The sequence below is a fragment of the Streptomyces sp. 3MP-14 genome (assembly GCF_006334905.2).
Lineage (GTDB): Bacteria > Actinomycetota > Actinomycetes > Streptomycetales > Streptomycetaceae > Streptomyces > Streptomyces triticirhizae.
Genome location: NZ_VDLZ02000001.1, coordinates 566,110 through 580,245 on the forward strand (window position 1 = coordinate 566,110; position 14,136 = coordinate 580,245).

At 64.8% G+C, this 14,136-nt stretch carries 10 protein-coding genes and 1 pseudogene; 4 read left to right on the top strand and 7 right to left on the bottom strand.

Going from position 1 to position 14,136, the window contains the following annotated elements; translation table 11 throughout:
* Window positions 1–4 precede the first annotated feature (4 nt).
* The 7 genes from dpdH to FH609_RS30770 all read right to left on the bottom strand — a co-directional run bounded on the left by dpdH (window position 5) and on the right by FH609_RS30770 (window position 11,404).
* Window positions 5–3,136, bottom strand: coding sequence for a protein DpdH (dpdH, locus tag FH609_RS02430; protein WP_139665481.1), 3,132 nt, complete (start codon window positions 3,134–3,136; stop codon window positions 5–7).
* A complete protein-coding gene (gene dpdG / locus FH609_RS02435; protein ID WP_139665480.1) occupies window positions 3,129–4,061 on the bottom strand; it encodes a protein DpdG in 933 nt (310 codons plus the stop codon). Before dpdG ends, dpdH begins: the two co-directional genes overlap by 8 nt.
* Window positions 4,061–6,649: a protein DpdF gene (dpdF, locus tag FH609_RS02440; RefSeq protein WP_226961330.1), complete on the bottom strand. Its 2,589-nt coding sequence runs from the start codon at window positions 6,647–6,649 to the stop codon at window positions 4,061–4,063. The genes dpdG and dpdF overlap by 1 nt, the downstream gene beginning before the upstream one ends.
* On the bottom strand, window positions 6,639–9,944 hold the full coding sequence (dpdE, locus tag FH609_RS02445) for a protein DpdE (RefSeq protein ID WP_226961331.1): 3,306 nt from the start codon (window positions 9,942–9,944) through the stop codon (window positions 6,639–6,641). The genes dpdF and dpdE overlap by 11 nt, the downstream gene beginning before the upstream one ends.
* Before the next feature lie 60 nt (window positions 9,945–10,004).
* Complete coding sequence (locus FH609_RS02450; RefSeq protein ID WP_139665479.1) at window positions 10,005–10,247, bottom strand: hypothetical protein; 243 nt, start codon at window positions 10,245–10,247, stop codon at window positions 10,005–10,007.
* A 78-nt stretch (window positions 10,248–10,325) separates the two neighbouring features.
* A complete protein-coding gene (locus tag FH609_RS02455; protein ID WP_139665478.1) occupies window positions 10,326–10,868 on the bottom strand; it encodes a hypothetical protein in 543 nt (180 codons plus the stop codon).
* A 359-nt stretch (window positions 10,869–11,227) separates the two neighbouring features.
* Window positions 11,228–11,404: a hypothetical protein gene (locus tag FH609_RS30770; protein ID WP_193317733.1), complete on the bottom strand. Its 177-nt coding sequence runs from the start codon at window positions 11,402–11,404 to the stop codon at window positions 11,228–11,230.
* Window positions 11,405–11,871: 467 nt separating this feature from the next.
* On the opposite strand from FH609_RS30770, the pseudogene FH609_RS31375 reads away from it, so the two are divergent.
* From FH609_RS31375 to FH609_RS30775, 4 genes and pseudogenes are all read left to right on the top strand, one after another.
* Window positions 11,872–12,045 (top strand): annotated as a pseudogene (locus tag FH609_RS31375) (RHS repeat-associated core domain-containing protein); the annotation flags it as partial.
* A 375-nt stretch (window positions 12,046–12,420) separates the two neighbouring features.
* The gene (locus tag FH609_RS31380) at window positions 12,421–12,861 is read left to right on the top strand and encodes a hypothetical protein (RefSeq protein WP_226961341.1); all 441 of its coding nucleotides are present in this window, start codon (window positions 12,421–12,423) and stop codon (window positions 12,859–12,861) included.
* Between the two features lie 132 nt (window positions 12,862–12,993).
* Window positions 12,994–13,242 (top strand): hypothetical protein, encoded by a 249-nt coding sequence (locus tag FH609_RS02465; RefSeq protein ID WP_139665476.1) that lies wholly within the window; start codon window positions 12,994–12,996, stop codon window positions 13,240–13,242.
* A gap of 453 nt (window positions 13,243–13,695) precedes the next feature.
* Window positions 13,696–13,872, top strand: a complete 177-nt coding sequence (locus FH609_RS30775; protein WP_193318154.1) for a hypothetical protein — start codon at window positions 13,696–13,698, stop codon at window positions 13,870–13,872.
* Window positions 13,873–14,136: the final 264 nt, after the last annotated feature.

Here is a 14,136-nt window from a genome sequence, read left to right on the forward strand (position 1 = left end):
CACGTCATCGGTCCCCCGTCTCCTCGTTCTTGTCGGCCACGTCGGTCTGGTCGGCCCAGGAGGCGACCAGCTCTTTCCATTCCTTGCGGATCAGCCTGACTTCTTCCACTGCGCTGTTGGCGGCAGGGGTGGAAGATCTGCTCTCAGCACTGGCCAAGGCCGCGTCCAGCCAGTTGGCGCTGGCGACGAGGAGCCGTCGGATCGCGTCGAGCGAGCCACCTCGATCCTTGGCGGCGGCGACCAAGCGAGCGTTCAGTCGGGCCACGTCGTTGAGTTCCTCGTTGTTCGCGCGGCTTAGGTCGCGCTCGAGTGCGGTCAGGCTCGACCAGTCGGCGTCCTCGCACTCTTGGAGAAGGCCATCGAGTTGCTGCTTCTCGTCATAGGACAGTGGTAGTCCGCTGGCCGCCGCCATGGGGAGGGCCTCGCGGAGTGCCGACATCGTCGCGTTTCCATTGGAGCCGGACGGATGATGGGCACGGGTCTCGGTGAGTAGTGCGTCCAGACGGGCGAGTTGCGCATCAATCAGCGTGTGCCAACTGGCGAAGCCGACGGGGATCGCCGGCCGTACCCAGCTGGGGGCTGGCCGTCCCCCGACGTCCCAGCTCCAGGAGGACGAGGCGCGGTCGAGCAGCGGAAGGAGACGCGCACCATCGATCATGGTGACCGCTCCAATGCCCTGGGCGACGCCGACGGCTTGGCGGATACGGGCCACGAGCGCAGGGCGACCGTTGAGGTGCCGGTCCAGGAGGTCCAGCCATTTTTCAGTGCGCAAGGCATCGTCCTCGCGGCGCCACTCCCTCCCGTCGTCGAGTGCGATTGCGACGAGGAGTGGCTTGCTCATGCCGGGCCACGCTTTTCCCGCAAGCGCCGCGCCAAGAAGCGAGGCACGGAGTCCCACGACCAACTCCTTATCGTGGATTTCCATATATGTCTGGAGTCTGGTGGTTAGGACTGTGCTGTGCTTCTCCGCGAGCGTGGCCAATCGTCGAATGTCCACGGACCGGGGCGTGAGCTTCTCGTCGGCCCGGATGAGGCTGTCGAAGAACCAACTGTTCCCAGGAGAGCGGGAAAAGGTGATCGGCGCGTCCTCAACGCCCGGGAGGTTCTCCTTCGCACCTTCGATGGACACGGCTGTGGCCTTCGTGGGCCATGCCTTCTTGATGACCTCGGTGATTGGTTGCTGTCGCATGAGGGGGGCGGTCCACTGGTACCGCTCCACCACGGCGGTCCAGACGATGCCGCGGATGCGGTTGGCAGTGTTGGTATCCAGGATGCCTTCGCGGGTAAGCCATTGGTCAACCGCCGCCAGCATCTTCGCGGTCTGTGCAGGGACTTCACGCTGAGGTGGTGTCGCGCTGGGCGCTTGGGCTGGGCTATTGGTGGGTGGCTGCGAAAGGGGAGCGGCTGGTGGGGGGGAGACGGGTGAAGGGCCCTCTCGGTCATCGCCAACCAGCCGCTCTAGAGAGAACGCCTCGAGAACAATGGGATGGATGTCGTCAGCGCGCGCGGGAGAGTCTCCCCAGAACTCAAGCACGAGATTACGCCGTTCCCTAGAAACGGGGTCGGGATCGTTTTCCTCAACAAGATTGCGAACCTCGCGGCTCAGCGGCTCATCGACTTCTGCAGGTCGAAATGATTGCCGAAAGCGAGGAGAGGGAAAGGTGCCCTGCCGGATGTCCCCTGCGTGCTCTTCGAGAACCTCCCGGACGACTCCTCCCAGGACGACACGTGGGACGAAGGACCACGGCTTGTCCTTAGGTGACGTTGAATGGACTGCCCTCACCAGCGCCGAGGCGTTGAACGGATATAGGCCGTACCCATCCTCCGTCGAACCGAATGCCTCGTGACACTCGGACTCGAGTGGACATGAACTGCATTTGTTGGGAACCTCGCTGACCGCGTTCTCCAACGCCTCGCGACCGACGCGGCCGGCGTTCAGGTAGCGTCCGACGAATTTGGTGATCTCTTCTTCCCCGGTCTCCTTTGGGCTGAACGGGACATCCAGGTGATAGACAAATCCGCTTCCTGCCTGTAGTCGAGTAAGGACCGTATCGGGAAGCGTGTCGAAGTAACCGGGGGTCACCGCCATGAGGGTTCGAATCGGCGCTAGGGAGGTGGCCCCCTCGCGGTTGGCTGCTTCCACGACCGCATCGAGGAGGTCACGCTGCACGCCCTGGATGAGCGCGAAGTCCTCGATCAACAAGACGATCTCTTTGCCCTGCCGGTGGTACTCCTCCCGTACCTCACGCATGGCGTCGAGGAGTCGCCCGGCCCCCAGGTTGAAGGCGCGCTTGACGGCGTCTTCCAGGTGACTATTGAGCAACTCCACCGCCACGGCCTGGAGAGCTCCTTGGGTACTGATCATGCCGAGCATCATCTTCGCCATGCCCGAGACCTTCTGGTGGTCCTCGAATTCGAGAGGAAGGTCCGAGATGGCGAAGCGTTCGGGGCGGTCTTGCTCTCCGACGCGGCGGTTGTTGATGAGTCTCCGGGCGAGTTCTGGAACGAACTTTCCCTCGGCGAGGAGTTCTTCGCGCACATGAGGGTCAAGGAGGAAAGCAGCCAGCTTTCCACTGCCGACCAACATGCGGGCGTATGGGCGGGATTCTGCGCCCGGAGGGGTGGCCTCAAGTGCCTCACTAAGCTCGTTGAGAATCCGTCGAGCGAGAGACTTCTCGTCGATGTCCTCTGTGAACTTGTCGATGTCTTCGATGAGTTGAGCGAGGTCGATGCTGCGCGCATCCGAGGCGAGCGTCTTGATGACGGATCTGAGGCTTGTCTTGGACTTCTCCAGGTAGATGACCTTGAGTTTTTCGGTCTCGCGGTCCGGGTGCGTGAGCATCTCGCGCACCCATCGGACCAGGTGTGACTTCCCCGACCCGGAGTCGCCGACCACTGGGAGAAGTAGGGCACCGCTGTCAGGGTTGAGGGAGAGGAACTCCTTGAGGACGTCATCTTCGGTGATCGTGACGTCCTCAAGGTCGAGACCATCTTTGCTGGAGATCTTGGCTCGTTTGATCCTCAAGCGTGTGTGGGTGGCAAGAAAGACGGCCCGCGATGGGCTGACGGCCTCGGTATTGATCGTGGCAGCCGCGACCGCTGGGTCCCAGCAGAGCATGCCGCGGAAGTCAGCCATGAGCGGCCTCCAGGATGGTGATGTCGCTGATGGTGCGAGCGCTGGTAGGGCGGTCGGCGTCGTAGACGCGAAGGGGATGTGGTGCGTCGTCGTCGTGGTCCAGTCGAAGCCATCCCTCGTCATGGCCCCGGAGCAGAGCGAAGGAGAGGGTGGGACCCGCGACGTTCTCACCAGGGCTCACGATGCCGATGGCGAGTGAGTGTGCACCGCCTGGAAGCACCGGTAGGGCAGAGCGAATGGCCCGCAACGCCTCGACAGCGTTGACACGGCGGCCCAGTGGCCACTGCTCGGCGACCGTCTGTCGCACCGCTGCGGTGCAGTCCGGGAGCATGGGGGCCGAGCCGCCGCGTGGGAAGAGGGGTGCGGCGGCGAGCCCGAGGAAGGGAGCCCAGTGGTTGAGCCGAATCCATCGGGTTCGGTTGGGGAAGAGCGGCAACACCTCGGGCTTGAGTGATCCGCGGTCCTTTCCATCCCTCGCGTCGATCAGGTGCTCCGCTTCCACCCCGTCGATGGCTGGTTCGGTCGGGTCGTGCGTGAGGAACCAGGCAAGCGCCCGAGTCAGGTCACGAGGCCCGACAAAGCTGTCGTTAGCTCCCAGGTCGCTGTTAAGGTCGGCGTCGAAAACGGCGTTACGAAGGACCGTGGTGTAGGCCACCAACTCGTCGCAGGAATCAAGGGTCGTGGCCCGGCCGGCAAGGGACAGTTCGTTTCGATCACCGTCGACGTGGATCAGTCCCAGCATCCGGAGCGTTGAGACTGCGGCACGGAAGGCTGAAGCGGACTTCTTGTCCGGGGGCACCACCGATGGGGGGGAGACGAAGGCTTCCGCGTCATCGAGAGGAATGCTCTTCTTCAGTGAGAGGAGAAGACGTACGAGTGCCCAGGTCTGTGAGGGGAGCGCCGCTTCTACGTTCAGGAGCGTCATCAGAGTTCCTCCAGGGCACGGCGGATCGAGAGCCGTGCCGGGTGGATGTCGGCGAGCGGGGTGCCTCGGTGGCGAGGATGGTCGAGGGATCGTGGGTGGACCACATAGGTCGGCGCCTCCCACGCCATGCGGGTGGCGAGTTCCGGACCGGGAGCTTTGGCTCCTGCGTCGGCCATCCAGATGACGGGCCCAGGCCAGTCCCTGAACAGGGTTCCGTCGTCGTCCACGATTACCGGACGTGTTCGCGCCGCTGTCTGGAGGCGACGTCGGAGTTGCGTGCCCGCGCCAGGTCCCCCGATAACCACGATGCCCCGAAGAACCAAGCGCTCCACGAACTCATCCGTGTGGGCCTGATCACCGGCGTCCTTCCACCAGATGCTCAGGCAGTGCTGGTCGCCGAAGTACCTGGCCAGTGGCAGGCGTCCCAGAGCCTGGGGGTCGGGGAGTACCGGCCGTGGCTCTCCGGCCAGCCGGTAGAAGGAACCCTGTGGCGAGGGCTTCTTGCAGGATCTGCAGTAAGGACACCCGCGGCAGGTGACACCGGTCAAGAGCTCACCCACGCCGTCGGACACCCGGTAGTACGATCCCAACACTTCGGCGACACACCGGTCACCACGGAGGGCCGCCCGGAGCTCGTTCAGTGAGGAGGACCGGGACCGCAGCATCCTTTCGCGCTGCTCCTCGAAGCGGATGGCGAAGCGCTCCTCGTTCCGCGCATCGGAGCCGAGAAGCTCCACGTCGACGCAGCGATAGGCCGTCTTGCGGAAGTGTTCGAGCCGTGCCAACCAGAGGGCATCCGGCTCCCCATCAGTCCTCAAGGGCTCCTCGGGTGGGTGCACGGCAACGAGGCCGGCACGAACCATGAGATTGAGGATCCGAAGATTCCACTGGCGGTTCGTTTGGTAACCGGTATCCATGTGAGGTGGGACGGTATCGACGTTCACCCGGAGGTGACGCGGTGCTGGGATCTTGTCGTGAAACATGGCGTCCCATCGCTTCCACGCGCCCTCAGCACTGATGATCGCTTCCCTGCTCATGTGTTCGGCGAGTCCGAGGTCTCCCTTGGTGGTGGCCAGGTAGGAGATGGCGGGGCTTCCGTCACGGCCTGCCCGGCCCACTTCCTGGTAGTAGCGGTCGACGGTGTCGGGCAGGCATGCGTGCACGATCGTCTTGACATCGTCGAGATCGACCCCGAGACCGAATGCCGTGGTGCCCACGACGATGTCGTACCGCGTGTCCGCCATGCCGTCGTCCGCTGTCTGGCCACTCCAGCCTTCCAGGGCCTCAGTCCGCTCGGCGTCCCTCGAGTCACCAGTCACTTGGGTGACGCGACGGAAGCCGTGGTCCCGCAGACACCTTGCCCATCCCTTTGCGTCCTCGACCTTCGTGGTGTAGAGGATCATGGGCTTCGGAAGGTACGAGACAGCGTCCAGAACAGCGGCCTGCCGCTGCTCCTCGCTGGGGAAGTCAGTCACGTAGTAGGTGGGCTCATGGCGCAGTTGCGCCGCCCACACGATCCGGGCCCGCTGGGGAGACGCGAAGAGCGTGTCGAGGCCGTCCACTTGGTGGTGGGTGAGGGTAGCGCTCATGGCGACGGTGATGGGCTGACGTCCCGGAGGTGCCTTGCCGAGCCAGGTGCGGCGGTGGCCAGCCATCGTCTGGAACGCTGGGCGGAACCCTTCGCCCCACTGATCGACGAGGTGCGCTTCATCGATCACGAAGTACCGAAGGAGGCCGGCCTCGGAGGCGTCCTCCAGCGGCTTCTTGAGGGAGCCGACGACCGATTCGGGCGAGGTGAAGACCACGCGTTGTCGCCCGGTGGCGATGTCCTCCCGCATCTGCTGTCGATCATGGTCGGCCAGTTCGGCGTGGTATGCGTATCGCCCCGTGGGGCTACGATGCCCCTGCTGCGCGAGGCGTCCTCTGGCACGCCGCTCCAGGTCGGCCGCCAAAACGTTGGTCGGTACGACGATCACGGACACGCCGGCGCTGACACTGGCCAGCAAAGCCGGCGCCATGGCGACCGCCGTCTTTCCATGACCGGTAGGTAGGCAGACGATCGTCGTGCTCCCCGGTTCTGCCAGGGCGACTCTTCTAGCGGCCTGCCGCTGCCCAATCGAGACGTAGCGGTCGTGCTTCTCGCCCAGCGCTGCCGTGAAGAAAGGATCAGCGGGATACGACTCCAGCTTCCGGCGTTGGTCTGAGTCTCGCCCGAGAAGGATTTGACGGAGATCCTCCTCCGCGGCCTTACGCGGCAGGCCGTCAGGAACGGGGGGATGCCAGGGCGTGGCGGTGATCCGAAGCCGCTCCCCGCCCGGCAGGGCTCCGGTCCGGCACTTCATGGCCTCCCACTGTTCGCGGCTGGGCAGGCGGGGGTCGAGCGGCACGGTCAGGCCTGTGGTGTTCCGGCGAGCCTGTGCCTCGAGGAGGATCTGTCTGGTCAGCGAGGCCAAGTCGCGCCACCCGGCGGTTCCGCTTGCGAGGGCGTCGCGGAGCCTGCGAAGGGTACCGTGTGCGTCGGGGAGTTCCGGAGGATGTGTCAGGTCTTTGAACAGGGATGCCGCCCCGGTCCATGGGTCAGTGGCCACGATGAACTCTCCTCAGACCTGTCCGGAGCACGCACGTAGCGGCCACGAGTCGCGTCGTCGGATGGCTGAGACCGCCCACCAACGCTTCGGTGACCCCCACGTCGAGCACGGAACTCTCGGCGTCGCCGAGCAGCCGGCCAGCCGCCTGGCGGGCCTCCGCTTGGGCCTTCTCGACCGCGAGACGCTCCTGACCTCGTCGCTGTGCCTGGGCGCAGCGCTCAGGCAGGTTCGTTACGCGTTCGAGTTCGGCGCGGGCGACCGCCTCGGCCGCACGGGCGGCGGCCTCGTACCCGCGGTGTCCGTCGAAGATGGTCAACAGGTCGTGGATCCGTTTGGCGTTGTAGTTGTGGTCCGTTTCCCGATAGGGGGCGTTCAGCCAGTCCCGGAGTGGGCCGTCGGACAGGGCTTCGCCACTACCGCCCCTCACCCACACCTTGAGTGTGAGGGGCGGTAGCAGTTGGTCCGCCCGGCGACGTAGCGCTGTCCTCGCTTCGTGGGGCTTCCGCACCTGGGGGATCTCGAGGGCCAACGCTACCGCCATATCGACTTCGGCTTCGACTAGGTAGTCGAACCCGAAGTAGGGCTCTGGTTCGCCCCGGTGGTCGGCGTCGGCTCGCCAGAAGGCCGTCGCTTGACCGCGGTCATCGCGCCACACGACGTTGGCGAGAGTGTCCACGAGTGGACTCCCCATGCGGAACAGGCGGGTGCCGGGGGCCTTCAAAGCCTCGTTCCGCTTGAAGGTGCCCCGTTTCATCTCCGGAGTGATGCGCTGCGTCTTGTAGAGGTGCGGCGAGATGAGGGTCCCAGGTGTGAACTCGAAGGTGTCGTGCTGGGCGCCGGTCTGCCGGTGACGGAGTCGGACGCCACTGAAACCGTCCCGACCCGTGTAGTCGAGCGTGACATCGCGTGTCTGCTGCCACTCCACTTCGAAGCCCGTCAACCGACGGACGAACGAGTCTTCTTCGGGCGAGGAGTCGAAGATCGACTCAAGCATGTCCATCTGGTCGATCTCGGCGCGCGCCGCCGTCAGTTGTCGCTGGACCGTGTCGGCACGGTCGACCAAGCCGTCCGGACCATGTTCCATGGCCGCGCCCCAGACGCCGGCGAGACCCTGCGCGATGGCGTCCTGGAGCGTCGACACCGATGTGGTGAAGACGCCATACCCGTTGGTCAGCAGAGACAGCCAGCCTCCGATGAGGGTGTCCGACTGCGTACATACGTACTGGCTCGGTGGCTGGCTCTGCTGATACGACTCGACATATCGGTCGGTGCGACCCAGTCGCTGCTCCAGCAGGTTCGGCGACCACGGCAGGCGCACGTGGATCACGGTGTTTGCCACTTGGAGGTTGAGGCCGCCCTCGGCCGAGTCGTCGGCGATGAGAACAATGGCGTTCGTCGGCTCCTCCCGCCACTCACGGATGGCACGCTCGGATTGCTCGGCGCCGACAGCACGGGTGTGTTCGAGGAAGGAAACCTTGCGGAACCGCTCTCGCAGCCGGACGGTAAGCAGCGAGGCGAGTGACCCAGCGCCGCAGAAGACGATGATGCGTCCGCCCTTACGCAGGGCGGGGAGGAGCGTGTCAACCAGTTCGTTGATCTCGTTCGCGGGAGGCATGTCCGCTAGATCTGACTCGAGGGTTTCCAGTAGTTGCGCCTCGAAGGCGATGACGGCCGGCGTGGTGAGGTGCCGTCGCTCCCGAGGGCTGAGCCCCGCCCGCCGGGCGGCCTCCTGATCCCGGCGCACTCGCCACCGGAGCGCGTCGAGGTAGTCCCTTGACATGCCTCCGAGGCGAGATATGAGGACAGCGAGAGCGAGACCGTACGCCTCTCGGTCGCCCTCGAGCTCATGGTCGAGCAGATGCCCCCACGCCTGGGTCTGCCAGCTGCCCAGACTCTCCGAAACCGGATCGTAGGTCTCGGCTCCCAGCGGGGTCGGCGTGGTGCGACCCCGTACCTCGTACCGAGACAAGGCCTCGTCGTCATCCCGCAGCACGGTAGACCGACGGTGCCGGATCACGCGGCGGTGCAGGCGATACGTCTCGCTGAGGTGGGCTCGGAGGGCCGTGACACGTGTGGCGAGATCCTGAACGTCCACCCGGTCACGGAGTTCGCCTTCGGCGTCGACGAGGTTGAGCACACGGGCGGCCAACTGGCCGAATCTGACGTCCTCCGGGGGCAGGAGGTCTCTGATCATGTCGATCGCGGGAGGCAGCAATTGGTGGAACTCCGCATTGAGGCCGTAGAGGCTGGTCGCCAGTTCCGTCCGGTGCTGGTAGCGGCGCTCGAACGCCTTCCGCTCACTCCACTTGTACAGATCCGGATCGAGGAGGTGGAGCAGGCCCAGATGCGTGGCAGGGCTCGATGTGACAGGCGTGGCTGACAGCAGCAGGAGCTTGGACGCGGAGTGCGCGAGGCTGGCCAACGCGTGATAGATGGGATCAGCATCGACGCGGTCTTGCACGAGCAGGTGGGCTTCGTCGACGACCACGAGATCATATCCGTGGTACTGGCTCCACCTTTCCGGCGACTCGTGGGAGGTGATCGTTACCTGACTCGGGAAGTCGTCGGTGAAGAACTTGGTGCGGAGTTCGGTCATCCACTGGCGCCGCAGTGGATCTGGGGCGACAACGAGCACGCTCGCCCTCGGGGTGTCGATCAGAGTCTGGAGGATCACGTAGCCGGCCTGGATGGTCTTACCCAGTCCGACCTCGTCAGCGAGGAGGTACCGCTGAACGGGATCGGAGAGAACAGTCAGGGCGGCACGAACTTGGTGGGGATAGATTTCGGTCGCTGCTGCCAGGAGAGCGGGCGTGCACGCGCTGACTGCCCGCTGGGTCACCAGGTTGTGCAGCATGGGGATGCGCGCGTTGTAAAGGAAACCGGATTCGTTACCTCCGGCTGCCAGGACCTGGAGGGGATCCCGAACCGGCCTGTCCCACCGCACGCGGAGCTGCGACTCGGGCACCGGCAGGTCGTACTCCTGGTTGGGGAACCTGATGTAGTAACCGGCACTGTCGTGCCCCTTCACCCGCCCGGCCAGCCACTCGCCATTGCTGGGATTGTGCCGGAACACCCGAGTCTGGTCGTTGAGGCGTACGCGTCGGCACAAGTCGTCCGGGACGGTGTGCGACTCGACCTCGGGCTCCGCGATCGACTCGAAAAAGTCGACGCGGAGCCTGCCGTCGAAGACCGCACCCACGCGGCCGATGCCGGGTGCCTCCGGGAACCTCACGAGGTGTCCGACCGCGAAGTCATGACACATCTTGCTCTCACCCCCACCTGATGATTCAAGCACGGGGAGTGAGCATAGGAGCCACCACTGACAGAACCGAGCCCTCCCCCCGCCTGGTCCGTCCTATCTCGTGAGACAGCGGCCGCTGGGTTCGACCACATCACCGTACGTCCACTGTCGGCGGACGAGGCCGCGCTCCGCAGCGTGGTCAACGATCACACCACCCAGACGCTGCACGTCGAACTCGCCCTCGCTGCCGGCGATGACGCGCCGACCGAGGTGTTTTTGGCCGCCGAACCCGCCGGTGCCGGTGCGGGCGGCGACTTCACCGCGACGGATCTGTCTCCGACCGGGGAGTGGACTCATGGTGGGTCCTCCGGCGGCTTCGCCTGGTCGTATCCGATCGAGACGCCCGAGACGCCGGGCGGCCTGGTCCCCGACCTGTCACTCTCCTACTCCTCCCAGGACGTGGACGGCCGCACCGCCGCCACCAACAACCAGGCCAACTGGGTAGGAGACGGCTGGACGTTGTCGCCTGGATTCATCGAGCGCCGTTACGTCGCCTGCGAGGAGGACAAGGGCAGCGGCGCCGTCAACCCTGCCCACCCGGTGGGTGACCTGTGCTGGAAGCGTCACAACGCCACGCTCGTGCTCAACGGTTCGGCCAGTGAGCTGGTCAGAGACGACTCCACGGGCGTCTGGCGGAAGAAGAACGACGACGGCACCCGTATCGAGTTGCTCACCGGCGCGGAGAACGGCGACAACAACGGCGAGCACTGGCAGGTGACCGATCCGGACGGCGTGCGGTACCACTTCGGCCTGCACCGGCTTCCCGGTTGGAGCGAGGGTGACCGCACCACCGACTCCACCTGGACCGTTCCGGTCTTCGGGAACCACCCGGGGGAGCCCTGCCACGCGGGCCAGTTCTCCGAGGCCTGGTGCCAGCAGGGATGGCGTTGGAACCTCGACTACGTCGTCGATCCTCACGGCAACGCCATGTCGTACCAGTGGGCGCGGGAGACCAACCGCTATGCCCGGGCTATCAACTCCTCCTTCGAGGGCACCCCGACCAGCTACGTTCGCGGCGGCTACCTGAAGAGCGTGGAGTACGGCCTCCGCTCGGACGCCCCGTTGACCAACCAGCCTGCCGGGCGCGTCGCCTTCGGCGTCTCCGAGCGCTGTCTGCCGGCCGACGGGGTCACCTGCGACTGGTCAGCGATCAACGAGAACAACGCCCGCCACTGGCCCGACGTTCCCTTCGACCAGCACTGCGCCTCCGACGCGGACTGCGAGGGCAACGCCTCCCCCTCCTTCTGGACAACGAAGCGCCTCACCACGATCACCACCTATGCCCGGGTCGGAGAGGCCGAACAGAAGGTGGACTCCTGGGCCTTGGAGCAGAGCTTCCCCAGCACCGGCGACGGCAGCGCCCCGGCCCTCTGGCTGAAGTCGATCACCAGGACCGGCCACACCGGCGAGGACATCACCCTGCCGCAGACCAGCACCGACACCCAGTGCTTCACCACCGACGCACTCCGCCGGCTGACCGGAGCCTGGACCACCGCCAGCGGCGACGACGACTGCGCCGCCGGCGCCGCGCCGGCCACCGTGGGCGGCCCCGACCCCTACTGGCACAGCTACACCTACGACCTCACCGGCAACCGGGTCAGCGAAACCCAACACGCCACCACCGCCGGCGGCACCGACACCGTCCGCGACTACACGGTGGGCGAACCGGGCGGGACCGCCCCCAACTCCCTGCGCTCGGTGAGCACCGACGGCGGCCCCCAGGACAGCAGCACCGAGACCTTCACCCACGACCAGGCAGGCAACCTCGTCGAACGCGCCGGAGTCCGCGACCAGACCCTCGCCTGGAACCCGGAAGGCTCCCTCGACTCCGTCACCGAGAACGGCACCAGCACCGACTACATCTGCACCGCCGAAGGCGACCGACTCCTGACCCACCAAACTCGTCCAACGCCGCAAGCAGTTGCCGTTCGGCGGCCAACGCGGCGAAATATCCGACGCCTGGCCCGGCGACCAAGGCTTCCTCGGCGGCACCACCGACCCCACCGGCACCACCCACCTCGGCGCCCGCGAATACGACCCACAGCTGGGCCGCTTCATATCCGTCGACCCCCTCCTCATCCCCGACGACCCCCGCCAACACAACCCCTACCAGTACGGCAACAACAACCCTCTCACCTTCGCCGACCCCACCGGCGAGGCCTTCGAGGAATGCCGCAGCGGCCAGTACAAGTGCAGCTACAACCGCAAGGGCAAACTCACCGGCGTCGAATACGGCAAGAACTACGAGAAGATCACCCGCTCCGTCGGCGGCACCCCCGCCCCCCGCTACATCCAACAGAAACAACAGGCCGGCTACACCTGCGACCGCGACCCCGGCTGTGTCGGAACCCGCCAGCAAGTCACGGCACTGAGTCAGACAAAAAGAGCCATCGAACGAGCGGCCCAGCGAGCGGCTGAGCGAGCGGCCGCCGAAGCACAGCGCGCAAACCAGGAGAAGAGGAGCGCTTTCGTGCAGAGCCTGGCACGCGGCGATTTTTCCGGAGCCTGGGAGGAATCGGGTGGTTCCCTCATTAGAGGAGTGGTCAACGCTGCCACGGGCGGCGGAGGGGGAGCGTGCGTCAACCTATCCCTTGGTTTCGGACACGGCTTCTCTGGTTCTATGTGTCTCCTGGCGGTCGAAAATCCGGATAGCAGGACTGAATACGGCATCGCCTTTTCCTATGGAGGGACCGATCCAACCTTTGGTGGCGACGTATCAGTTGGCCTCATACGCAGCAACGCTGATACCGTTGCACAGTTCTCTGGCCACTCTGCCGGCGTCAAGAAGCAACAGGAGCATACGGACTGGCTGTCACAGGAAGTGTTGATCACGCTTTCAATCTCGACCCAACGCATGGGCCTGTCGCCGCGACGAATTCAAGGGGCGAGCCTATCAGCACGATTGGACTAGCGGCAGGGATCGGAATCGGCGTCGAGGCAGCAGGGAATGTTTCTCAAATATGGGCCGTGCCACTTTTTCGATGGTGATCAGAACCTCACACATCGAGCAGTACCAACCACGATCACTGCGAGGTATCCCACCATGATCTTCGGACTCATCGCCGCTTGGGCAACATGTCTGGTGATACTGGTCATTCCTGAGGTGCCGACCCGCTTCGCGAAGCTGCTGCTATCACCGTTTCACTTCGGAGATCCCGAAGTGCTCCCCATGAAACTCCTTTTCAGAAATCTGTTCATCCTGCTCAGCGTCATGCTCCTCTTCTGGGTATTCGCCGAGCTTTTTCCGGACAGAGTGATCAGTCCGGACGAGCGGTCAAACACGGGGAGTTGAGTCGGGGACATCGGCGCATCCACCCACCGGGCCCGGGCTGAGCTGCGCCTGGGCTTGGGGGGATCAGAGCACCCGACCAGCGTGGATTCGCCGTCCAAACCCGACGCTGGGTGGTCGAGTGAACCTTCAGCTGAATCACCGTGCGCCGCCGGCTCACGGAGCGGCAGCGCGTGAGCCGGGGCCCCACCGTGGTTTGCGCAGGCGTGAGTGGCGCAGGCATGGTGGCTGCTGGGGCGGGCATACTCTTCGTCTCAGGCGTCGGTGCAGGAATGGACCAGGGCGGTTCGTTCCACGTGTCCTTCGGTCACAGGCATATGGCGCCGCATCGGGACTTCTTTGGGGACGGGGTCCGGCAGCAGGCTTGCTACTGGGCGCGAACGGACTGTGGTACAATGTAGCCTCGCCTATCACTCGTGGGGTACCCCCCTTGCTGTATGGAGTGGCACGGAGCGATTGGTCCAGATGCTTGGGCGGGTTGGTGCGATGATGGCGGGTAAAGCACCTGTGAACGCCGAGCAATGCCTGACCGGAAAGCACATTCCGCTCGACTACATACCGAAGAATCGAGGCCGCAACTATCCGGTCACGCTGAGAATGATCTTCCGTGACCACTGGGGGGCGACGATTTGACCTATCGCCCTTGCTTTCGCCGCAATCGTCTATTCGTGGCTTGTTTCTCTCGGAATGATTGGATGCGCCCTCTTGGTGTTTCTTCTGATCATCCGCCACCGACTCCGTCGCGGCCACACAACACGATGCTCCGCCCTGGGTGCCTCTATGTCGTTCGTCAAGGCGTCTCTGTCGGGTTTGGGGTGGTTTGGTGTTGCTGGGGTTATGCGGCGAGTTTGATGTCCTTCGGTGTCCGGGGTTCGTAGAAGGTTCCGTCGCGGAGCA

Excerpts from the sequence above, each read along its gene's own strand:
- dpdG (WP_139665480.1), bottom strand. The coding sequence starts at position 4,061 with ATGACGCTCCTGAACGTAGAAGCGGCGCTCCCCTCACAGACCTGGGCA.
- dpdH (WP_139665481.1), bottom strand. The coding sequence starts at position 3,136 with ATGGCTGACTTCCGCGGCATGCTCTGCTGGGACCCAGCGGTCGCGGCT.
- FH609_RS02465 (WP_139665476.1), top strand. The coding sequence starts at position 12,994 with ATGATCTTCGGACTCATCGCCGCTTGGGCAACATGTCTGGTGATACTG.
- FH609_RS02450 (WP_139665479.1), bottom strand. The coding sequence starts at position 10,247 with ATGAGTCCACTCCCCGGTCGGAGACAGATCCGTCGCGGTGAAGTCGCC.